This is a genomic window from Streptomyces sp. NPDC007896 (assembly GCF_042959425.1).
Lineage (GTDB): Bacteria > Actinomycetota > Actinomycetes > Streptomycetales > Streptomycetaceae > Streptomyces.
The window spans coordinates 28,177-48,171 of sequence record NZ_JBIBKX010000003.1 but is presented as its reverse complement, the minus strand read 5'-3'; the positions used below and the strand labels follow the sequence as shown (position 1 = coordinate 48,171).

General features: G+C 70.5%; 24 protein-coding genes. 9 read left to right on the top strand and 15 right to left on the bottom strand.

Annotated elements, in window-relative coordinates; all coding sequences use genetic code 11:
• Nucleotides 1–29: 29 nt before the first annotated feature.
• A complete protein-coding gene (locus tag ACFZDJ_RS11410; protein WP_390937116.1) occupies nt 30–605 on the bottom strand; it encodes a carboxymuconolactone decarboxylase family protein in 576 nt (191 codons plus the stop codon).
• Between the two features lie 251 nt (nt 606–856).
• On the opposite strand from ACFZDJ_RS11410, the gene ACFZDJ_RS11405 reads away from it, so the two are divergent.
• Both ACFZDJ_RS11405 and ACFZDJ_RS11400 read left to right on the top strand, forming a co-directional pair.
• A complete protein-coding gene (locus ACFZDJ_RS11405; protein WP_391057949.1) occupies nt 857–1,150 on the top strand; it encodes a winged helix-turn-helix transcriptional regulator in 294 nt (97 codons plus the stop codon).
• Between the two features lie 159 nt (nt 1,151–1,309).
• Nucleotides 1,310–1,489, top strand: coding sequence for a hypothetical protein (locus ACFZDJ_RS11400; RefSeq protein ID WP_075032584.1), 180 nt, complete (start codon nt 1,310–1,312; stop codon nt 1,487–1,489).
• A gap of 60 nt (nt 1,490–1,549) precedes the next feature.
• Here the strand turns inward: ACFZDJ_RS11400 and ACFZDJ_RS11395 are convergent, their stop codons facing one another.
• The 4 genes from ACFZDJ_RS11395 to ACFZDJ_RS11380 all read right to left on the bottom strand — a co-directional run bounded on the left by ACFZDJ_RS11395 (nt 1,550) and on the right by ACFZDJ_RS11380 (nt 5,003).
• The gene (locus ACFZDJ_RS11395; protein WP_390937112.1) at nt 1,550–2,290 is read right to left on the bottom strand and encodes an SDR family oxidoreductase; all 741 of its coding nucleotides are present in this window, start codon (nt 2,288–2,290) and stop codon (nt 1,550–1,552) included.
• A gap of 205 nt (nt 2,291–2,495) precedes the next feature.
• Nucleotides 2,496–3,044 carry a hypothetical protein gene (locus ACFZDJ_RS11390; RefSeq protein ID WP_390937109.1) on the bottom strand — a complete coding sequence of 183 codons (549 nt, stop codon included), beginning with the start codon at nt 3,042–3,044 and terminating at the stop codon, nt 2,496–2,498.
• Nucleotides 3,045–3,296: 252 nt separating this feature from the next.
• The gene (locus ACFZDJ_RS11385) at nt 3,297–3,998 is read right to left on the bottom strand and encodes a 1,4-alpha-glucan branching protein (RefSeq protein ID WP_384907840.1); all 702 of its coding nucleotides are present in this window, start codon (nt 3,996–3,998) and stop codon (nt 3,297–3,299) included.
• Nucleotides 3,999–4,001: 3 nt separating this feature from the next.
• Entirely contained in the window at nt 4,002–5,003 is a 1,002-nt protein-coding gene (locus ACFZDJ_RS11380) for an MsnO8 family LLM class oxidoreductase (protein WP_391057947.1), read from the bottom strand.
• A gap of 116 nt (nt 5,004–5,119) precedes the next feature.
• On the opposite strand from ACFZDJ_RS11380, the gene ACFZDJ_RS11375 reads away from it, so the two are divergent.
• Complete coding sequence (locus ACFZDJ_RS11375) at nt 5,120–5,605, top strand: nuclear transport factor 2 family protein (protein ID WP_390937104.1); 486 nt, start codon at nt 5,120–5,122, stop codon at nt 5,603–5,605.
• A gap of 127 nt (nt 5,606–5,732) precedes the next feature.
• The gene (gene lnt, locus ACFZDJ_RS11370) at nt 5,733–7,343 is read left to right on the top strand and encodes an apolipoprotein N-acyltransferase (RefSeq protein WP_390937102.1); all 1,611 of its coding nucleotides are present in this window, start codon (nt 5,733–5,735) and stop codon (nt 7,341–7,343) included.
• Here the strand turns inward: lnt and ACFZDJ_RS11365 are convergent.
• A complete protein-coding gene (locus ACFZDJ_RS11365; RefSeq protein ID WP_391057945.1) occupies nt 7,261–8,172 on the bottom strand; it encodes a Gfo/Idh/MocA family oxidoreductase in 912 nt (303 codons plus the stop codon). The two genes, lnt and ACFZDJ_RS11365, sit on opposite strands and share 83 nt — an antisense overlap.
• A gap of 180 nt (nt 8,173–8,352) precedes the next feature.
• Here ACFZDJ_RS11365 and ACFZDJ_RS11360 point away from each other — a divergent pair, with 180 nt between their 5' ends.
• Nucleotides 8,353–8,865, top strand: coding sequence for a DinB family protein (locus ACFZDJ_RS11360; protein ID WP_384907851.1), 513 nt, complete (start codon nt 8,353–8,355; stop codon nt 8,863–8,865).
• A gap of 131 nt (nt 8,866–8,996) precedes the next feature.
• Nucleotides 8,997–9,479 carry a hypothetical protein gene (locus tag ACFZDJ_RS11355; RefSeq protein WP_391057941.1) on the top strand — a complete coding sequence of 161 codons (483 nt, stop codon included), beginning with the start codon at nt 8,997–8,999 and terminating at the stop codon, nt 9,477–9,479.
• A 21-nt stretch (nt 9,480–9,500) separates the two neighbouring features.
• On the opposite strand, the gene ACFZDJ_RS11350 is transcribed toward ACFZDJ_RS11355, so the two are convergent.
• The 7 genes from ACFZDJ_RS11350 to ACFZDJ_RS11320 all read right to left on the bottom strand — a co-directional run bounded on the left by ACFZDJ_RS11350 (nt 9,501) and on the right by ACFZDJ_RS11320 (nt 15,724).
• Entirely contained in the window at nt 9,501–10,082 is a 582-nt protein-coding gene (locus ACFZDJ_RS11350; protein ID WP_384907855.1) for a hypothetical protein, read from the bottom strand.
• 156 nt (nt 10,083–10,238) lie between these two features.
• Nucleotides 10,239–10,922 carry a uracil-DNA glycosylase gene (locus ACFZDJ_RS11345; protein ID WP_351311953.1) on the bottom strand — a complete coding sequence of 228 codons (684 nt, stop codon included), beginning with the start codon at nt 10,920–10,922 and terminating at the stop codon, nt 10,239–10,241.
• Between the two features lie 138 nt (nt 10,923–11,060).
• The gene (locus tag ACFZDJ_RS11340; protein ID WP_391057938.1) at nt 11,061–12,641 is read right to left on the bottom strand and encodes an ABC transporter substrate-binding protein; all 1,581 of its coding nucleotides are present in this window, start codon (nt 12,639–12,641) and stop codon (nt 11,061–11,063) included.
• Between the two features lie 209 nt (nt 12,642–12,850).
• Entirely contained in the window at nt 12,851–13,612 is a 762-nt protein-coding gene (locus ACFZDJ_RS11335; protein ID WP_384907859.1) for an SDR family oxidoreductase, read from the bottom strand.
• A 16-nt stretch (nt 13,613–13,628) separates the two neighbouring features.
• On the bottom strand, nt 13,629–14,390 hold the full coding sequence (gene fabG / locus ACFZDJ_RS11330) for a 3-oxoacyl-ACP reductase FabG (RefSeq protein WP_099923884.1): 762 nt from the start codon (nt 14,388–14,390) through the stop codon (nt 13,629–13,631).
• A 189-nt stretch (nt 14,391–14,579) separates the two neighbouring features.
• Nucleotides 14,580–14,963 (bottom strand): DUF3037 domain-containing protein, encoded by a 384-nt coding sequence (locus ACFZDJ_RS11325; protein ID WP_168507082.1) that lies wholly within the window; start codon nt 14,961–14,963, stop codon nt 14,580–14,582.
• On the bottom strand, nt 14,960–15,724 hold the full coding sequence (locus ACFZDJ_RS11320; protein WP_168507084.1) for a HipA family kinase: 765 nt from the start codon (nt 15,722–15,724) through the stop codon (nt 14,960–14,962). The genes ACFZDJ_RS11325 and ACFZDJ_RS11320 overlap by 4 nt, the downstream gene beginning before the upstream one ends.
• A 197-nt stretch (nt 15,725–15,921) precedes the next feature.
• Here ACFZDJ_RS11320 and ACFZDJ_RS11315 point away from each other — a divergent pair, with 197 nt between their 5' ends.
• On the top strand, nt 15,922–16,419 hold the full coding sequence (locus tag ACFZDJ_RS11315; protein WP_391057936.1) for a Rieske 2Fe-2S domain-containing protein: 498 nt from the start codon (nt 15,922–15,924) through the stop codon (nt 16,417–16,419).
• Nucleotides 16,420–16,437: 18 nt separating this feature from the next.
• Here the strand turns inward: ACFZDJ_RS11315 and ACFZDJ_RS11310 are convergent, their stop codons facing one another.
• Nucleotides 16,438–17,076: an isochorismatase family protein gene (locus tag ACFZDJ_RS11310; RefSeq protein ID WP_391057933.1), complete on the bottom strand. Its 639-nt coding sequence runs from the start codon at nt 17,074–17,076 to the stop codon at nt 16,438–16,440.
• Between the two features lie 153 nt (nt 17,077–17,229).
• On the opposite strand from ACFZDJ_RS11310, the gene ACFZDJ_RS11305 reads away from it, so the two are divergent.
• Entirely contained in the window at nt 17,230–17,697 is a 468-nt protein-coding gene (locus ACFZDJ_RS11305; protein ID WP_101407952.1) for a pyridoxamine 5'-phosphate oxidase family protein, read from the top strand.
• A 360-nt stretch (nt 17,698–18,057) separates the two neighbouring features.
• Here the strand turns inward: ACFZDJ_RS11305 and ACFZDJ_RS11300 are convergent, their stop codons facing one another.
• Entirely contained in the window at nt 18,058–18,960 is a 903-nt protein-coding gene (locus ACFZDJ_RS11300) for a LysR family transcriptional regulator (RefSeq protein WP_384907922.1), read from the bottom strand.
• Nucleotides 18,961–19,034: 74 nt separating this feature from the next.
• Here ACFZDJ_RS11300 and ACFZDJ_RS11295 point away from each other — a divergent pair, with 74 nt between their 5' ends.
• Complete coding sequence (locus tag ACFZDJ_RS11295; RefSeq protein ID WP_391057930.1) at nt 19,035–19,970, top strand: EamA family transporter; 936 nt, start codon at nt 19,035–19,037, stop codon at nt 19,968–19,970.
• The last annotated feature ends 25 nt before the right edge of the window (nt 19,971–19,995 follow it).

Below are 19,995 nucleotides of genomic sequence, written 5' to 3'. Positions count from 1 at the left end.
CAGTCCGCGGGCCGACGGCTCACCACCCCTCAGGCGCCCGAGCGGTCCGTCCCGGGGAGGGCGAGCGCCCAGGGTTCCGGGTCGATCCGCGCACCGTTGGCGACGTAAGCGATCGTGCGGTACCAGCCCGCGAGGACCAGCAGTTCGAGGACTTCGGGCTCGCCGAGGTGCTCCCGCAGTGCGCTCCAGGCCGCGTCGCTCACCCGGGCCGTGTCGTGCAGCTCGTCGACGGCACACAGCAACGCCGCCTGCCGGTCGGACCAGGCCGGGTGGTCGGGTCCGCCGGTCGCCGTGAGCGTCACCTGCCGCGGGGTGAGTCCGGCCGTCTCGGCGTACGTCGCCATGTGGACGCCCCATTCGTACGCGCATCCGGAGCGGGCGGCGACGCGGGCGATGACGAGTTCTCGGTCGGCGTCGCTCAGCAGGCCGTGGACGAGGAGGCCCGCGCCCAGTGCTCTCATACGTGAGGCGAGTTCCGGGTGGCGCTCCAGCACCTTGAACAGCATCAGGGGTTCGCGGGCGACACCGGGCGGCATCCACCGGCGCAACGCGCGGTCGGTCTCGGGCTCGTAGGGCGGCGTGACGCCGTCGATGCGCTGCTTCATGGCTCGCAGCCTTGCGCTTCTGAAATCGAAGCGCAAGGGTGGGAGGTGAGCGACTCCCAGCGAGAGGTACTCACTTGGGCACGACACCCGCGCCGAACGATTCTGCTTCCGGCATTCCGAGGCGGGGCCGTCCGGGCCCCGGCAGCCCTTTCGAGGCCACGGACGCTTCGGCTCCCGGTAACCCCCATCAGAACTCGGACGCTCCCGCCCCCGGCCGCCCCGTCCGCGGCTCGGCCACCGGTCGTCCCGTCATGGCGGCGCTGGATCTGCTCGGCCGGCGCTGGACGCTACGAGTCATCTGGGAACTGCACGGCAACGGCGCCCCGATCGGCTTCCGGGACCTCCAGCGCCGTTGCGACGGCATGTCCTCCAGCGTCCTGTCCACGCGCCTCACGGAACTCCGCGAGGCGGGCATCGCGGCGTCGACAGCGACGGCAGCGACGGCAGCGCAGCCGGCGTGGCACCTCACCGCACTCGGCGACGACCTGGTCACCGCGATGGGACCGCTGCTGGACTGGTCCCGCACCTGGGCCGAGCGGCGGTGATCGACGAGGCCACGGGGCGCTCAACTCCAGGGCCGGCGGACCGTCGTACAAATCGACCGAGCCCGTTCGCGTCACTCCGCGTCGGCCGTGACGAACCGCATACGGGATGAGTAGCCGCCCGGTAGCGCAGTGTCAGTCCTTGCCCCTAGGCTGGTGCGCATGTCCCCCGATTTAATGTCCTCTGGTTCCGTGCGGTCCGCTGCAGCGCTGAACGAACAGATCCGCGCCTTGTGGATGCGCGCGGGCGGCTCCCTTTCCGCGCAGGAGCGCGCGGAGTACGAGCTGCTGGTCGTGAAGTGGGCGGAAGCGATACGCGGAGAGGTCGTCGAGGCCGCGTGAGATCGGGCATGGGGACCTGCACGAAGTCCAAGGGGCGATGACCGGCACCCTTGTCGGGGCTCACCGCCCCCCGGACACCCGCAACACCGCCCCCGTCGTGTACGACGCATCGGGCGACATCAACCACGCGATGGCCGCGGCGACTTCCTCGGCCTGACCGACGCGGCGCAGCGGAATCGACGAGGCGGCTCGCTCGGCGCGGCCCGGATCTCCGCTGGTGGCGTGCATCTCCGTGGCGATCATGCCGGGTGCGACCGCGTTGACGCGGATGCCGTCCGGGCCGAGTTCCTTGGCGAGGCCGATTGTCAGGGCGTCGACGGCGGCCTTGGTGGCCGCGTAGTGGACGAAGTCACCGGGGCTGCCGAGTGTGGCCGCCGCCGAGGACACATTGACGATGACGCCGCTCCCCCAGGCCGCCATGGACCGGGCGGCCCGTCGCGAACACAGCAGTGTGCCCAGCAGGTTGACGTCCACCACGCGCCGTAGATCGGCGGGGTCGGTGTCCGCGAGCCTGCCGAGCGGACCGGTCACGCCGGCGTTGTTCACCAAGCCCGTCACCGGCCCGAGCCGGTCCGCCGCCGTGTCGAAGAGCCGCTCGACATCGTCCTCGTCGCAGGTGTCCACGCGTACCGTGACGCAGCGGGCCCCCGCCGCGCGGACGGCGCTCGCGGTCCACTCCGCGGCGGCGCCGTCGCTCACGTACCCCACCGCCACGTCGTGGCCGTCCGCCGCGAGACGCGCGCACGTCGCGGCACCGATCCCCCGGCTGCCGCCCGTGACGACGGTGACATGGCGTGTCATACGTGCCTCCTGGTGGCGAACGGGCAACCCGGATCCGTAGCGAGCCCGTACTGGTCTTCGATCACTCTACGATCGAGGCCGCATCGCCGGGCAGGGGGCAAAGGGGCGCCGACACGCCCTCGTCCAGGGTGCCGCCCAGCCGAAGCCCTCCCGGCTGATCTCGAAGGCGGGAATGCTGCGGCTCCTCGGCGATCCGACGGACGTCCTAGGCGACGGGGTCCGCAGCGCCGGTGGGCACGCGGAACACGCGGCGTCGGGATGATCCCCGCAGACCGGGGACGCCCTGCCACAGCACGGCCCCGTTGGCGCGCTCCCAGCCCGCGGTCGCCCGGGACCGCGCCCACTGGGTCAGGGCAAGCGTGACCATCATGATCGGCGGCATCACTTGATGGGACGTCAGGCCGATGAACAGCAGCCAGCAGGCCAGGGCACCCACGAATCCCGCCGTGCGCCGCAGCGACAGCCGCCGCACCGCGTCCTGTCCGTCGCGCGGTTCGGCGACGCTCGCGATCGGCGCGGCATCGTCGTAGGTGCGGCGCAGCCGGGCGGGGAGACGAAGACACATCGGCAGCAGCACCACGGACACGAGAACGATCGCGACCGATCCCACCATCAGCATCTCGCGGTGGTGAGCCGTGCCGACCAGGGCGAGCAGCACGGCTTCGGACAGCACCGCGCCCGCGGCCATCATCAGCGCGGACATCCGCTCCAGATACACCACGCGTATCAGCCCGTCGCGGGCGTCACCAGCCACCGTCGTACCTCTCTCACCGCCCGGACACCCGCACGGGCAGGCAAGATCCAACTCCGGGCGGAACACAAGGTCAATACGCGGCAGTTCCAGGATGCGCGGTCTTGACCTCCCCTTGGCCGACGCGCGACCGAGTGGGCGAGCGGGGTACGGCGAGCACCAGGCGTAGGCAGCCGCGGTTTTTGTCCGGCTGGGACGGGTGGGAGAGGCGGGAGAGGTGGGAGGGGGGACTACGGTCGGCGCCGGGGAGTCCGGTCAACGCGCTGTGTCGCGCAGGACGACAAACAGACCGCGGCTCTCGTCGCCGTTCTTCGAGCGCCAGTCGGCAACGACATGTCCTCGGGCCGCCCGGGCCGCATGGGCCTGGGAAACCTGCGTGTCGGGCCGGAGGACACGCATCACGTCGATGGTCACGGCGCCCGCCGACCGACTGTGCGGCCCGGCTTCTTCCTTGGTTTCCACCACGATGGCGGTGCCGTGCTGTCTGTCGTCGACGACTGCCGACGCGATCACGGTTGAGAAGCCGACCCCCGTGAAGCAGCTCGTGACGGAGGGGGCCGGGGCGTTGGACTCGCTCTGCGCCTGCGGCACGGCGCGGCCCTGGAGGAGATCGAGTAGTTGAGCGACGAGGACCGGGTCATGAGTCCCGTCGTACACCCACCGCCTTCCCAACACCCCGTGCTCGGACGTGCCGATGAGCCCCCGATCGGCTCCGTCGAGCGGCGCCCCGCGGTAGCTGAGCGGCACGTGGTAGGAGCGCGGTCGCTCGCCGGAGGTGTCCGTGACCACCATGAACTCGATTCCCACCTCCCCTTGCGGATCATCGAGCCGGAAGCCACCGGCCTTGGTCAGGTGCGGCTCACTCGCCATGCCGATGTACCACGGCTGCCTGGGCAGCCAGGCGGTAAGGAGTTCCAGCTTGCTGGGCGTCATCGTGGTCTTGTAGATCACAGCCATGCTTCATGAACGTCGTCCGTCGGCGCGAGGTTCCTCCATGACGTGCCGCTTGACGAGTTCGTACGACCTCAATCGGTCGGCCAACGCGTAGATGGGCGTCACCAGCATGAGTTCGTCCGCACCCGTCAGGTCCACCAGGTCCGTCAGGTGTTTCGCAACGGTCTCGGGTGAGCCGTGTACCTGTTGGGCACGGAAGCTCGTCAGCGCCCGCACCTCTTCCGCGGTGAACGAGTGGGTCGCTGCCTCTCCGGGTGTGGGGAAGGGGATGTCGCCTCGCCCCTTGAGGAGTCCGGCCTTGACGACATCCATCGGGCCGGCCAGCCGGGCCGCCTCCTCATCCGTCTCGGCGCATACCGTTTCCACGCAGATCAGCACGCGCGGGCGCGCGCACCAGCGGGAGGGGGAGAAACGTTCGCGGTAGTGGCTGAGCGCGGCCAGGGTGTTGTCGGGACGAATGTGATGGGCGAAGGCGACCGGCAGCCCGAGTTCCGCGGCGAGCGCGGCGCCGGCCGTGCTCGAGGACAGCAGCCATGGCTCCGGGAGCGGGCTGAGTGCGACCTCGTCCACCAGGAAACGCAGAGTCGACGACACGTCGTCGCGGTACTCGTCGTCCGTTGCCGGACCGGCCCCGCGGCGCAGGGCCCGCGCCGTGGAATCGTCGAAGGTACCCGGGCCGCGGCCGATGCCCAGGTCGATCCGGCCCGCGTGCAGTGCGGACAGCGTGCCGAATTGCTCCGCCAGCATGATCGGGGCGTGGTTCGGAGCGAGAACACCCCCGGAGCCGAGACGGATGGACGACGTCAACGCGGCCGCGTGGGCGGTCAGGACGACGGGCGGGAACGCTCCGATGGCCGGGGAATGGTGATGCTCGGCGTACCAGAGTCGCAGGTATCCGAGGCCTTCAAGACGCAGGGCGAACTCGGTGGTGTCTCGTAAGGTGTCTGCGGCTCGGGCGCCTGCTTGGACCATGGCCACTTCGAGCGCGCTGAGCGGTACGGTGATCATCCGATCAGTATAGAAATCGCCCATCCGCACCAACTCCCTTTGTTTACGAGGCGGAGTTATGCACCTGTTGGCGCACGCCCCTTGGCTGCGCACCCGCCGTAGCCAACACTGAGCCGATGACGCAGCGTGTGGAGCTCGCGACCGTAATGGACCGATTCGCCGTGGACGGACTCGTCACCGAGTACGCGGTGGCCGTCGACGACGGCGACTGGGAGGCGTACCGGAGGCTGTTCGCACCGGACGGACGCGCCGACTACCGCTCGGCCGGAGGTATCGAGGGCGGCGCCGACGAGGTCGCTGGATGGCTCGCGCAGAGCATGGAACTCTTCCCCATGCGCCAGCATCTGATCGTGAACCGGCGGCTGCGGTTCGAGTCGCTGGACCAGGAAACGGGCGACACGGCCCGGGTCCAGGCGGACTACATCAATCCGATGCGGTTCGCGGGCCACGACGGTGGGTCCACCGCGCCCGACTTCGTGTGCGGCGGCCGGTACGCCTTCGGACTGGTGCGTACGGACCTCGGCTGGCGCCTGCGCGAGGTCGTCGTCCAGGAGAAATGGCGCCGCGCTCCGCAGCCGAGCCAGGAACCCGCCGCCACCTGACGGGACACCCCCGACCGCAAGCCGCCTGAGCGGGGCCCCCGGCCGGAAAGCCCTGGCCGGACGCCCTCTGTCGGAGATCGTCGCCGACGCGCACACTGGAGGCATCCCCCGGGGAGGGAGGCCCTGCATGAAGAGGCCCGAGCGTTGGCCCGAGCGTTGGCTGGGCAGTGGACCCGATCTTTGGCTCGCCTCCCCGTGGCGGCGCGCGATCGTCGCCGCACTGGCCGGCGCGCTGCCGATGCTCGCCTTCCCCGCCCCTTCGTGGTGGTGGTTCGCCTACGTCGCCCTGGTGCCCTGGATCCTGCTGGCCCGCTCGGCCCCGACGGGCGGGCGGGCCGCCTGCGACGGCTGGTTCGGCGGGCTGGGTTTCATGCTGGCCGTGCACCACTGGCTGCTGCCGAGTCTGAATGTGTTCACGGTCGTCATAGCGGCACTGCTCGGCGCGCTGTGGGCGCCCTGGGGCTGGCTCGTCCGGCGGTTCCTCGGCGGGGTGCCCTCGGCGGGACGGGTCGGGGCCGCGCTCCTGGTCCTGCCGTCGGGGTGGCTGATGGTCGAACTCGTCCGGTCCTGGCAGGGCCTCGGCGGGCCCTGGGGACTGCTCGGGTCGAGCCAGTGGCAGGTCGGGCCCGCGCTGCGGCTCGCGTCTGTCGGCGGGGTGTGGCTGCTCAGCTTCCTGGTGGTCGCCGTCAATGTGGCGGTCGCCGTACTGGTCACGGTGCGTGAGTCCCGTATGCCCGCCGTCGCCGGACTGGTCGCGACGGCCGCCGTGACCTCGGCGACCTGGGTGTGGTCGCCACGCCCGGACGTGACGGGCCAGGTCCGGATCGCCGTCGTACAGCCCGGGGTGATCGGCGGCGCGCACAGTGCCGAGGCGCGTTTCTCACGCGAGGAGGCCCTCACCCGCACCCTCGCAGGACAGGATCCCGACCTCGTCGTCTGGGGCGAGAGCAGCGTCGGCTTCGACCTCGCGGACCGCCCCGACCTGGCGAACCGGCTCGCCGCGCTGTCCCGGCTGACCGGCGCCGACATCATGGTGAACGTCGACGCGCACCGCTCCGACCGGCCCGGGATCTACAAGAGTTCCGTCCTGGTGGGACCGCGGGGCCCGACCGGCGACCGCTACGACAAGATGCGGCTCGTCCCCTTCGGCGAATACATACCCGCCCGTTCCCTCCTCGGCTGGGCGACCTCAGTCGGGAAAGCGGCGGGCGAGGACCGCAGGAAGGGCACCGAGCAGGTCGTGATGAACGTCGGGCACGGACTGCGCGTCGGCCCGCTGGTCTGCTTCGAGACGGCCTTCCCCGACATGAGCCGCCATCTCGCCCAGGACGGCGCCGGGGTTCTCCTCGCGCAGTCCTCGACCTCGACCTTCCAGCACAGCTGGGCCCCCGAGCAGCACGCCTCGCTCGCCGCGCTGAGGGCCGCCGAGACCGGCCGCCCGATGGTGCACGCGACGCTGACCGGGGTCTCCGCCGTGTACGGCCCGAGCGGCGAGCGGATCGGCTCCTGGCTCGGCACGGACGCGAGCGCGGCGGTGGTGTACGACGTACCGCTCGCGCGCGACGTCACCCCGTACGTCCGGTTCGGCGACTGGCCGGTGCACGCGGCGCTGCTGATCCTGGCGGCACTGTGCGCGACGGAGGGCTTCCGGGCGTTCAGGCTTCGGCGGACCGCTCCTGAACCTCTCGTACCACCCGCTCGCACAGCTCATGAGTCGCCAGCGCGTCACGGGCACTGAGCACCTTGCCCGCGCGCACCGCGTCGAGGAAGGCGAGTACGCCCTGCTCGATGCCGCGCTGCCGGGCCACCGGCACCCAGTCCCCGCGCCGCCGCACCGACGGCTGCCCCTTGTGGTCGATCACCTCCGCGAGGTTGACCACCTGGCGCTTGGTGTCCTGCCCGGAGACCTCGAGGATCTCCTCCGCCGAACCGCTCAGCCGGTTCATCACGCCGAGCGCCGTGAAGCCGTCACCGGCGAGTTGCAGTACGACATGGTGGACCAGGCCGCCCTCGACCCGGGCCCGCACGGTCACATCGTCGATCGGCCCCGGCGCCAGGAACCGCAGCGTGTCCACGACGTGGATGAAGTCGTCGAGGACCATCGTGCGCACGTCCTCGGGCAGCCCTATCCGGTTCTTCTGCATCAGGATCAGCTCGCGGGGGTGATCGGCACACTGCGTGTACCCGGGAGCGTGACGCCGGTTGAAACCGACGGCGAGGCTGACGTTCCGCTCCTCCGCGAGGCGCACCAGACGCTCGGAGTCGGCGAGTTCGTAGGCGAGCGGCTTGTCGACGAAGGTCGGCACGCCCGCCTCCAGGAGCCGCGTCACGATCTCGGGGTGTGCGACGGTCGCCGCGTGCACGAAGGCCGCGTCGAGGTTCTGCGCCAGCAGGTCCGACAGGTCGGTGTGCCGCTGCTCCGGCGGCAGATGGAGGCTGTCGCCGACCCGGGCCAGGGTCGCGGGCGTCCGCGTCTGCAGATGCAGCTCGACCCCCGGCTGGACGCCGAGCACCGGCAGGTACGCCTTCTGCGCGATGTCGCCGAGTCCGATGCAGCCGACCTTCACCAGGGTCTCCTTCAGTTGCCGACGCGGGCCTCGCCGGAAGCATACGGCCGCTGCGGCGGCCGCCTGTCGGCGATGCCGTCGAAGCTCCGCGGGAACAGCGCGGGAGCGGCCTCGGGGGCCAGAGCGGCGTTCGCAGGAAAAGCCCTGGTGGACGGCCGTGCCCTCGACGAAAATGCGGGCATGACGAAGCAGCGCACCGAACCCGCCACCAACGCCGACGAACGGTCCATGCTGGAGGGCTGGCTCGACTACCACCGCGAGACCCTCGAGATGAAGTGCGCGGGCCTCGACGACGCCCAGCTCAAGACCGCCTCGGTCGAGCCCTCCGAGTTGTCCCTGCTCGGTCTGGTGCGGCACATGGCGGAGGTGGAGCGGGGCTGGTTCCGCAAGGTTCTGGTGGGCGACGATCCGGGGCCGATCTACTACAGCGACGAGGACCGGGACGGAGAATTCCATCTCACCGACGCGGACACCTGGGACGAGGCGTACGCCACCTGGCAGGCCGAGATCGGGATCGCCCGGCGCAACGCGGCTCGTTTCGCGCTGGACGACGCCTGCGCGGGCAAGAGCAAGTTCACCCAGGACCCCATCAACCTGCGGTGGATCTACACCCACATGATCGAGGAGTACGCGCGTCACAACGGTCACGCGGATCTGATCCGGGAGCGGATCGACGGTGCCACGGGTGAGTGACAAAGGGTGATGCGGCGTCGGGTCACCTTGCGGACACCGGCGCCCTCCGCAGGAGCGCAAGGATCACCCATGAGGGGCAACCTCCGCTTGTCAGCTCCCCAAAGCGGGCCTGACGCAGCAGAGTTGAGCGGGTGCATCGAACGACGACCGCCGCAACGCTCCTGGTCACCGTGGCCACCGCCGCGCTCACCGGCTGTGTGACCGTCCAGCGACCGCCCGCTCACTCCCTGCCGACCGCGCCGTCCCGGCCGTCGCCGCCGCGTCCTGACGGCAAGGCCGGGCCGCCGATCGTGCAGGCGCCGGCGCGCGAGGCGCTGGAACTCATCGGGCCGTCCCGGAAGCCGTCACCGAGCGCTCCGGCGCCGCACCGTACGCCCGTCCCGGCGCCCGCCGCCCCGCAGGCCCCTTCGCGCCACCCGGGTGCCGAGCAACACCCGCACCCGCAGCCTCATCCGCACCCACGACCCCACCGGTCCGCACCCCGCACCGACGTCCCGCCCGTCGCACCCGAACAGCCGAGCAGCACGGATGTGTGTGCCCTCGGCCGGAAGTACGGGGGCTGGAAGGCGGACAGTCCGGAGGCGGTCATCTGCAAGGGCACGTACGGGCATTGACACGACCGGCGTCCGCAGGACCTAGGGGCGCTGTCTCGGCGGCCCCAAGGTCTCTCCTCCGGACCCGCCGAAGGGACCGGGCCCCTCGACGGTGCCCGGGCCCTCTCCCGGCCCTCCGTGCGACGGGCCCTCCCCGTCGAGTCTCAGCTCCAGACGGCCGATCGCCGCGCGTACGCCGTCCCCGTAACGGTCGTCCCCGAGGGCTCCGACCGCCCCGCGTGCCCGGCGCAGATGACTGCGGGCGGCTTCGGAGCGGCCGAGCTTCACATAGTCGGCCGCCAGGTTCAGATGCAGCGACGGGTAGAACGCGCGCGCCTCGAGCGACCGGTGGCGCTCTGCGACGTCGCCGTCGGTGAGTTCCTCGGCCGCCGACAACGCCCTCAGGTCCCAGGCCAGTTCGTCCGCGGGATCGTCCTGCGTGTCCGCCAGGTAGTGCGCCAGGGTGCAGCGGTGCAGGGGGTCGCCGTCCTCGCCGATCTCCCCCCACAGGTCCAGGAAACGCCCCCGAGCCTCCTCACGGTCGCCACCATGGTGCAGCATGACGACCTGTCCGATCCGGGTCATCATGGCGTCCGGCGCCGCCTGCTCCTGTTGCTCCGCCACCGCGTCCTCCAGGCTCGTCGCTGTCCCTTCCGACGCTAACCGGACACACTGACAATCACGCTCAGGCGCCCCCGGACACCACTGAGCCGCCCCGGTGACGGCCGGACCGGACGCCCCCCGCACCCGGCCCGGGCCGCTTCCGGTCTCGGTCCCGGATCAGCCGAGGTTCGGAATCCGCCAGTCGATCGGCTCGTGGCCCTGCCCGGCGACCGCCTCGTTGATCTGCGTGAAGGGGCGGGAGCCGAAGAACTTCTTCGCGGAGAGCGGCGACGGGTGCGCACCCTTCACGACGATGTGCCGCTTCTCGTCGATGAGCGGGAGCTTCTTCTGCGCGTAGTTCCCCCACAGGACGAAGACGGCCGGGTCGGGCCGGTCGGCCACGGCACGGATCACCGCGTCCGTGAACTTCTCCCAGCCCTTGCCCTTGTGCGAGTTGGCCTCACCGGAGCGCACGGTCAGCACCGCGTTCAGCAGCAGGACGCCCTGCTCGGCCCACGGCATCAGATAGCCGTTGTCCGGGATCGGGGTGCCCAGCTCCTCCTTCATCTCCTTGTAGATGTTGCGCAGCGAGGGCGGGGTCTTCACTCCCGGGCGGACCGAGAAGCACAGGCCGTGGCCCTGGCCCTCGCCGTGGTACGGGTCCTGGCCGAGGATCAGCACCTTCACCCGCTCGTACGGAGTCGCCTCCAGCGCCGCGAAGACCTCCTCGCGCGGAGGGTAGACGGGACCGCCCGCGCGCTCCTCCTCGACGAACTCGGTGAGCTCCTTGAAGTAGGGCTGCTGCAGTTCGTCACCCAGGACGCCGCGCCAGGACTCGGGCAGCATGGCGGTGTCGGTCACGTCAAGTTCCTCCGATGTGCGGTCACTTCCAGGTCTCAGAACCTACAGGCGACCACTGACAATCGGCCCCGCACCCCGTGGGGCCAGGCTACCCGCCGGGTCCTGCACGTGGCCTACCAGCCGGGTCCTGCGCATGACCTACCAGCTGGTCTTGCGGTGCAGCTCCCACATCATCATGATCGTCGAGGGGTCCAGGGCCTGCTCCCCGCCCGCGATCTCCTCGCTCGCCGCCACGAACTGCTTGCCCTGCCACAGCGGCAGCAGCCGTGCGTCGTCGACGAGGATCTGCTGGGCCGCCTCGAACTCCTTGACCACCGCTCCACGGTCGCTCTCGCGGCGCGAGGCGGGCAGCAGGGTGTCGGTGATCCGGGGCGCCGGATAGGGCGTGCCGAGCGCGTTCTGCCGGCCCACGAAGGGCGCGATGAAGTTCTCGGCGTCCGGGAAGTCGGGGAACCAGCCCCGGCCGAACACCGGGTACTCGCCCTTGCGGTAGCCCTCCTCGTACGTCTTCCAGGGGCGCCCGTTGAGCGATACGCGGAACAGACCGGAGTCCTCGAGCTGCCTCTTGATCTCCTGGAACTCCGGGGCGGTCTCGGAGCCGTAGCGGTCCGTGGTGTACCAGAGGGTGAGCGGGACGCGCTCGGTGATGCCCGCCGCCGAGAGGATCTGCCGGGCCTTGGAGGAACTGGGGTCCCCGTAGTCGTCGAAAAAGCCCGTGGTGTGACCGGTCAGGCCCGCGGGGACCATGGAGTACAGCGGGTCGACCGTGTCCTTGTAGACCTTGTGCGCGATCGCCGCACGGTCGATGACCTGGGCGACCGCCTTGCGCACCGCGAGCTTCTTGGCCCACGGGTCCTTCGGGCTGAACACCAGGTAGCTGATCTCCATGCCGGCGCCCTCGACGAGCTGAAGGCCGTTGTCCGCTCCCTTGGTCCGGAGCGAGACGATGTCCTTGGAGGCCAGGCCGCGGAACGTGACGTCGATCTTCTTGTCCTTGAGGGCGTCGACCATCTGCCCCGAGTCCTGGAAGTAGCGGATCGTGACCGCGTCGTTCTTGAGCTCGGCGAATCCCTTGTAGTGGTCGTTCCTGACGAGTTCGGCCTGCTTGCCCTCCTCGTAGGAGCGCAGGCTGTACGGCCCCGACCCGAAGACCTTGCCGTCCTTGCGCAGCGAGTGCGCGGGGTAGTCGTCGGGGTCGACGATCGACATGGCCGGAGTGGCGAGGACGAACGGGAAGGTCGCGTCCGATTTGTTCAGGTGGAAGACGAGTTCGCGCTCGTTCAGTACCTGGATCCGGTCGAGGCTGCCGAGGAGACCGGCGGGACCGCCGGGCAGGTTGATCTTCTTGATCCGGTCGATCGAGTACTTGACGGCGTGGGCGTCCAGCGGGTCGCCGTCGGAGAACTTCATGTCGGCGCGCAGCTTGCAGCGGTACACGAGGTTCGAGGTGTCCGCGAACCCACAGCTCTGGGCGGCGTCGGGCTCGGGCGTGGTCGCCCCTGAGGGGTAGCTCAGCAGTGTCTGGTAGATGTTGCGGAACAGCTCCCAGGAGCCGTCCCAGGAGGCGGCCGGATCCAGCGTGCTCGGGGCACTGGTGGTGCCCACGACGATCGGTCCCTTGTCGTCGGACGACGCCGAGGTGAGGACGCCGCACCCGGCCACCAGGGTGATGGACGTGACCGCCGCCAGTTGCCGCAGACATGGGTTCCGGTTGAACACGCGCACGCTCCTCGATCTGCCGTACCAAGGGTCGGCAGACCATACCGCAGCGTCACACCGGTGAACCCGTGTTCCCGGCAGGGCACTTGATCAGCGCGTTTGTGACTACGTTGTCATTTGGCTGTACGTCTTCATACGTCGACGCGGGCGCCGATTTCGTCCATCAGCGCCCGCGTCGATGCTCCGTTCGTCCCGTCTCGGGGCTCCGGTCAGCCCACTCCGGCGTTCAGGAAGATGCCGCCGTCGACGACGAGGGTCTGACCGGTGATCCAGTCCGACTGCGTCGAGGTGAGGAAGGCGGCGGCGCCCCCGATGTCGGAGGGCACACCGAGCCGGCCGAGCGGGTAGGACGCGGCCGCCTCCGCCTCCCGGCCCTCGTACAGGGCCTGCGCGAACTTGGTCTTCACGACGGCGGGCGCGATCGCGTTGACCCGTACCTTGGGCGCGAACTCGTGCGCCAGCTGCACGGTCAGGTTGATCATGGCGGCCTTGCTCATGCCGTACGCGCCGATGAAGGGCGAGGGCGCGAGGCCGGCGACGGACGCGATGTTGACGATCGCGCCGCCGTTCTCGCTCTGCCAGGCCTTCCAGGTCAGCTGGGCGAACCCGAGCGCCGAGACGACGTTGGTCTCGAAGACCTTGCGTGCCACGTCCAGGTCCAGGTCGGCCATCGGGCCGAACACGGGGTTCGTTCCGGCGTTGTTGACCAGGTAGTCGACGCGGCCGAAGGCCTCCATGGTGCGCTCGACGACCGTGGCCTGGTGGGCCAGGTCGTGCGCCTTGCCGGCGACGCCGATGACGCGGTCGGCACCGAGTGCCTCGACGGCCTCCTTCAGGGCGTCCTCGTTGCGGCCCGTGATGCACACGCGGTCACCGCGCGCGACGAGGGCCTCCGCGATGCCGTAGCCGATGCCGCGGCTCGCGCCCGTGATGAGCGCGACCTTGCCGGAGAGTTCGGGGAGTGTGGTCATGTCGTGCCCTCCGGCGTCAGTTGAGCGGTCCGCCGGCCACGTACAGGACCTGGCCGGAGACGAATCCGGCGGCCTCGCCGGTGAAGAAGGCGATCGCGTTGGCGATGTCGTCGGGGTTGCCGACGCGCTGCACGGGGATCTGGGTGGCGGCGGCGGCCTGGAAGTCCTCGAAGCCCATGCCGACGCGCTCGGCGGTGGCCGCCGTCATGTCGGTGGCGATGAAGCCGGGCGCGACGGCGTTGGCGGTGACGCCGAACTTGCCGAGCTCGATGGCGAGGGTCTTGGTGAGGCCCTGGAGACCGGCCTTGGCGGCGGAGTAGTTGGCCTGGCCGCGGTTGCCGAGCGCCGAGGACGACGACAGGTTGACGATCCGGCCGAACTTGGCGTCCACCATGTACTTCTGGCAGGCCTTGGCCATCAGGAAGGCGCCGCGCAGGTGCACGTTCATGACCGTGTCCCAGTCGGACGCGGCCATCTTGAACAGCAGGTTGTCGCGGAGCACGCCCGCGTTGTTCACCAGGACGGTCGGCGCACCGAGCTCCTCGGCGATCCGCGCGACCGCGGCCTCGACCTGGGCCTCGTCGGAGACGTCGCAGCCGACCGCGATGGCCTTGCCACCGGCGGCGGTGATCTTCTCGACGGTGTCCTTGCACGCGGCCTCGTCGAGGTCGATCACCGCGACGGCGCGGCCCTCTGCGGCCAGTCGTACGGCGGTCGCGGCGCCGATGCCGCGCGCGGCACCGGTGACTACGGCGACGCGCTGCTCAGTGGTGGACATTGCTGGTTCTCCTCGCCCTTGAAAAGCCCTGCGGCTTGAAATGCCCTGCGGTGGAATGTCCTGCGGCGGAATGTCTTGCGGCTCACACGGTACGCCCGTCCGGTGAGCGACCGCTTAGTACCTTCGGTAGACGTGACGCTAGAAGCCCTGGCACCCGGTGTCAACGGCACACCACGCGGGTGTGATCCATTACCTGACCAGCAACTGGAGCAACCGCTCCGTCTCCGCCTGCGGATCGGCGGTGAGTCCGGTGTGCACGGGCCCCGGCTGCACGACCGTCGAACGGGGCGCGATCAGCCAGCGAAAGCGCCGCCCGGCATCGTCGCCAGCGGCCTGACCTGCCGCTTTACCACCCGCACAGACCCCCTCGACCGCCCCCAGCGCGGCCCGTACACCGGCCACGTCGGCCTCCGGGTCCAGGGCCAGCAGCTTGGTCTCGTCCAGATGGGTGCGTACCCCGACGAAGGATTTGGCGCGGCAGTACACCAGTACGCCCGCGTTGAAGCACTCGCCGCGCTCGATCCGCGGCACCACGCGCAGCAGCGCGTACTCGAAGACGTCCCGCTCGCTCACTTGTCCCCCTCGAAGCCTTTGATACGCCCCTCGATCACACCGGCGCGCGCCAGCAGTGGCTGCGCGTAGGCACGCCGGAGGGCGTCCGGCGAGTCGAAGCCGGGTTCGTCGGCCAGCCACGCGTCGGGGATCTCCGCGGTCACCTCGGCCAGCAGGTCCTCGGTCACCAGTGGCGCCAGCTCGGCCGCGGCGGAGGCGATGTCCGGGCCGAAGGGCGCGAGCGCGTGGTCGGAGGCGTCGTAGGGCTTGGCCGCGGAGGTCGCCGCGCCCGGCCAGTGGTGGTGCCAGATCATGGTGGCGCCGTGGTCGATGAGCCACAGGTCGCCGTGCCACATCAGCAGATTGGGGTTGCGCCAGGAGCGGTCGACGTTGTTGACCAGCGCGTCGAACCAGACGATCCGCCCGGCCTCCTCGGCGCTCACCGCGAAGGCGAGGGAGTCGAAGCCGATCGCGCCGGGCAGGAAGTCCATCCCGAGGTTCGGCCCGCCGCTCGACTTGAGCAGCTCCTGCACTTCCTGGTCCGGCTCCCCGAGCCCCAGGACCGGGTCGAGGCCGAGTGTCACCAGGCCGGGCACGCGCAGGCCGAGCCGGCGGGCGAGTTCACCGCAGACGACCTCCGCGACGAGCGTCTTGCGCCCCTGCCCCGCGCCGGTGAACTTCATGACGTACGTCCCGAGATCGTCGGCCTCGACGAGCCCCGGCAGCGAGCCGCCCTCACGCAGCGGCGTGATGTAGCGGGTCACGATGACTTCCTTGAGCATCGCCCCAGGCTACTGGGGTGGTCACGGCCACCGGAGGCGACCCGTGGGCGCCCGCGGCGGCGATGTCCCGAGCAGGTCGGCGCGGCTGTCGAACCGCTGTCGATTCGGTCAAGAAGTCCTCAGCTCCTGAACAGGGCACACGGGCGGACCGTACCTCTGTACGGATCACCATCACGTCCGTTGAAGGGAATGTCAGCATGACCAGCGAATCGCTTCACCCCGTTCCGGCCCCGGCCCGCCGCACCGTCGTGGCGGCGGTCGGCACGGCGGGACTCGCCGTCGCGCTGACCGCGTGCGGGTCGGACAACAAGTCCTCCGACTCCACCAGCTCCAACTCCGGCTCCGGTGCGAGCGCGAGCAGCGGGGGTACGGGCGGGGGCGACAACGCCACGGCGGGGAACGCGGGCGGCACGGTCCTCGCGAAGACCACCGACATCCCGGAAGGCGGCGGCAAGGTCTTCGCGTCCCAGGGCGTCGTCGTCACCCAGCCGATCGCGGGCACCTACAAGGCCTTCTCCTCCAAGTGCACCCACCAGGGCTGTGCGGTGAAGGGCATCGCCGACAACGTGATCACCTGCCCGTGTCACAACAGCCAGTTCTCCGCGACCGACGGCAGCGTGAAGAAGGGGCCCGCGACGCAGCCGCTGGCCGCCGCCAAGATCACCGTGGACGGGGACTCGATCAAGCTCGCGTGACGCGGCAGGGGCCGCGCCTCAGCGGCGCGGCCGCTCGAAGCAGGCCAGCACGTCGTCGGTCGCCGTGATCGTGGCGACCAGGGCGAGCGTGTTGCGGATCATCGCGGGGGTGTAGTCGGAGGGCACCCCCGCGATGGCGTCCGCGGGCACCACGGCGGTGTAGCCGCGGTTCACGGCGTCGAACACGGTGTTGGGGACGGCCACGTTGGCGGAGACTCCGGTCACGATGAGGGTGCGGCAGCCCAGGTTGCGCAGCAGCGCGTCGACGTCGGTGCCCGCGAGCGGGGACAGGCCGTGCAGGCGGCGTACGACGAAGTCCTCTTCGGCGACCTCGATCGGCGGCGCGACGCGGACCGCGGTGGTGCCCGACAGCTGGTGCACGGGCAGCCGTTCGGCCGCGCGGAACAGGCGGGCGTTGCGGTTGGCGCCCCGCCCGTCGGGCCGTCGTTCGGCGATCGCGTGGATCACCTGGACGCCACCGCGGTGGGCGCCGGCCACCAGCCGGGCTACGTTCGCGAGCGCCCCCGACGACCGGGCCTCCTTGGCGAGTTCGGGCAGTGCGCTGTCCGGGCCGACGACGCCCTGCTGGCACTCCACGGTGAGCAGAACGGTGCCGTCCGGGTCGAGGAGTGTGCTGAGCTGTTCATGCGACGGCATGACTCCCCTTGTCGTCGAGGGTCGGGCGGGCGAGCGTAACGAGCATTGCGCACGGACGGAAGACGGCCCATGCTTTTCTGACGCACCGTCAGAGGATCTCTGTCGACGCAGAAGATCGACGCATCAGGTCGACATGAAAGAAGAGGTGACCGCATGACCGTCACTCAGCGCAGGGGTCGGAAGATCATGATGACGCCCGGCGAGCTGGACGAGTTCCTCACCACCCAGCGCACCTGCCGCGTCGCCACGGTGTCGAAGGACGGCACCCCGCACGTGAGCGCGCTCTGGTTCGTCTGGGACGGCACCTCGCTGTGGCTGTACTCCGTGGTACGCAGCAAGCGCTGGACGGAGCTGAGCCGCGACCCGCGGGTCGCGGTGGTGATCGACACCGGCGAGGAGTACGGGGAGCTGCGCGGCGTCGAGCTGTCCGGCACGGTGGAGTTCGTGGGCGAGGTCCCCCGCACCGGGGAGCTGTGCGCCGAACTCGACGTCCCCGAGACCTTGTTCGCCCGCAAGAACTTCGGCCTGGAGGAAATGCCGCACGACGGCCGCCACGCGTGGGCCCGGCTGACGCCGACAGCCATCGCCTCCTGGGACTTCCGCAAGCTGCCGCCGCTCTAGAACTCGGGCGATCCCGGCCGCCGCCAGAGCACCTCACGAGCCGACGGCACCACGGACCCTCAGCGAGGCGGGAGCACTGCGGACCCTCCACGAGGCGGGAGCACTGCGGACCTTCTGCGGGGCGACGGCGCTACGGAGGCAGCCGCCGGCCTGCGCAGAACCTCGCGAGGCCGCGTCACCGAAGAACCTCGTGAGGAGACAGCGCCGCAGAGCTTCCCCGGGGCAAGCCCCGGCCACCGCGAGGCGTCCGCGAGCTCCCCCACCGCAAGACGTCCGCCGGCCGCCTCGGACACCGGCATCACGGGCCAGTCCCCGCTGTCGGACTCGCCCGAGCCGCCCCGTCACCGCCCAGGTGGGCGCTCAGCCGATGCTCTCCCCCGCCGCCCGCAGCGCCGCCACCGCCGCTCTGATCGACGGGCGGCGGTCGGCGTCCGCGCGCCAGATCACGTAGACATGCCGCCGGACGGCCTGCCGCAGCGGCACCGTGACGACTCCGTCCGGCATCGGATGGCGCCCGAGCAGCGGCGCGATGCAGACACCGAGCCCCGCGGCGACCAGCCCGAGCTGGGTGTGCGTTTCGGCGGCGCGGTGGCCGATGTGCGGCTCGACGCCCTTGGAGCGCAGGGTGAACATCAGCCACTCGTGGCAGAACTCACCCTCGCCCCAGGTGATCCACTCGTCGTGGGCGAAGTCGCCGAGGTCGACCTCCGCGCGGTCCGCGAGCCGATGGCCCACCGGCATCGCCACGTCGGCCGGGTCGTCGAGGATCGGGGCCTTGACCAGGCCGTCGGGCAGGGGCATCGGCTTGTTGTACCAGTCGAGCACCACCGCCAGATCGAGGTCACCCCTGATCACTCCGGCGACCCCGGCCTCGGGCTCCAGCTCACTGGAGCGCACCCGCAGCCCGGGGTGCTCGGCGCGCAGCGCGGCGAGCGCGGTGGGGAACAGCCCGCGCGCGGCGGTCGGAAAGGCGGAGAGCCGCAGCTCACCGACGACCTGACCGCGCTGGGCCTCCAGGTCGGACTGGGCGAGCTCGACCTGCGACAGGATGCGCGCGGCATGGTCGGCGAGCAGCCGCCCGGCATCCGTCAGACGCACCCCGCGCCCGTTCTTGGCGAGCAGCTGCTGCCCCACCTCGCGCTCCAGCTTGGACATCTGCTGGGAGACGGCCGACGTCGTGACGTGCAGCCCCTCGGCCGCGCCGCTCACCGAACCGTGCCGGGCGAGGGCGTCGAGGGTGCGCAGACGCTCCAGATTCAACATGTAAGTAATTCTACGAGATACTGCTCGAAAAATCTCGCTTGTGCTACGAGATCGTCTGCCTCATCGTTACGTCCATGAGCGCCGTGACCACTCCGCGAACCGACACCCCGACCGCCACGACCCCACGCCGTCGCACCGCCCTCGACTGGCGGATCCGCTTCGGCGCCCTCTCGCTGATCTGGGGTTTCAGCTTCCTGCTCATCAAGGTCGGCACGGAGGGCTACGCGCCGTTCCAAGTCACCTTCGGACGGCTGCTGTTCGGGACGGCGGTGCTCGCGGCGGCGATGGCGGTGAAGCGGGAGCGGCTGCCGCGCGGGGCCGGCACCTGGGGTCATCTCGCGGTCGCGGCCTTCCTGCTCAACGCGCTGCCGTTCTCGCTCTTCGCGTACTCCGAGCTGACGATCCCGTCCACGCTCGCGGGCATCTGCAACGCGACCTCACCCCTGTGGGGCATGGCCCTGTCCCTGGTCGCCCTCTCCGAGGACCGTCCGACCCGGCGCAGGGTCGCCGGTCTCGGCATCGGCTTTCTCGGCGTCCTGACGGTCCTCGGCATCCGGCAGGGCTTCCACGGCCTGGACGCCACGGGCACGGCGATGGCCCTGCTGGCCTCGCTGAGCTACCCGATCGGCTGGATCTACGTACGCCGCACCCTGGCCGGCACCGGCCACTCGCATCTGTCGATGACCGGCGCCCAACTGCTGCTCGCCACCGCCCAACTGGCCCTCGTCACCCCGCTGTTCACCGCACTGCCGAGCCACTTCCCGGTCGTCCCGCTGCTCGCGATCGCCGCCCTGGGGGCCCTCGGCACGGGTCTGGCCATGCTCGTCCAGTACGGCATCGTCGCCGAGGTCGGCCCGACGACGGCCCAGATGGTCACGTACTTCATCCCGGTGATCGCCACCGCCGCGGGCGTCGCGATCCTCGGCGAGTCGCTGAGCTGGTCGACGCCGGTCGGCGCGGTGATCGTCCTCGCCGGCGCGGCACTCACCCAGGCCGGGCCGCGCCGCTGACCGCGCCCTCAGGACGTACGGACCC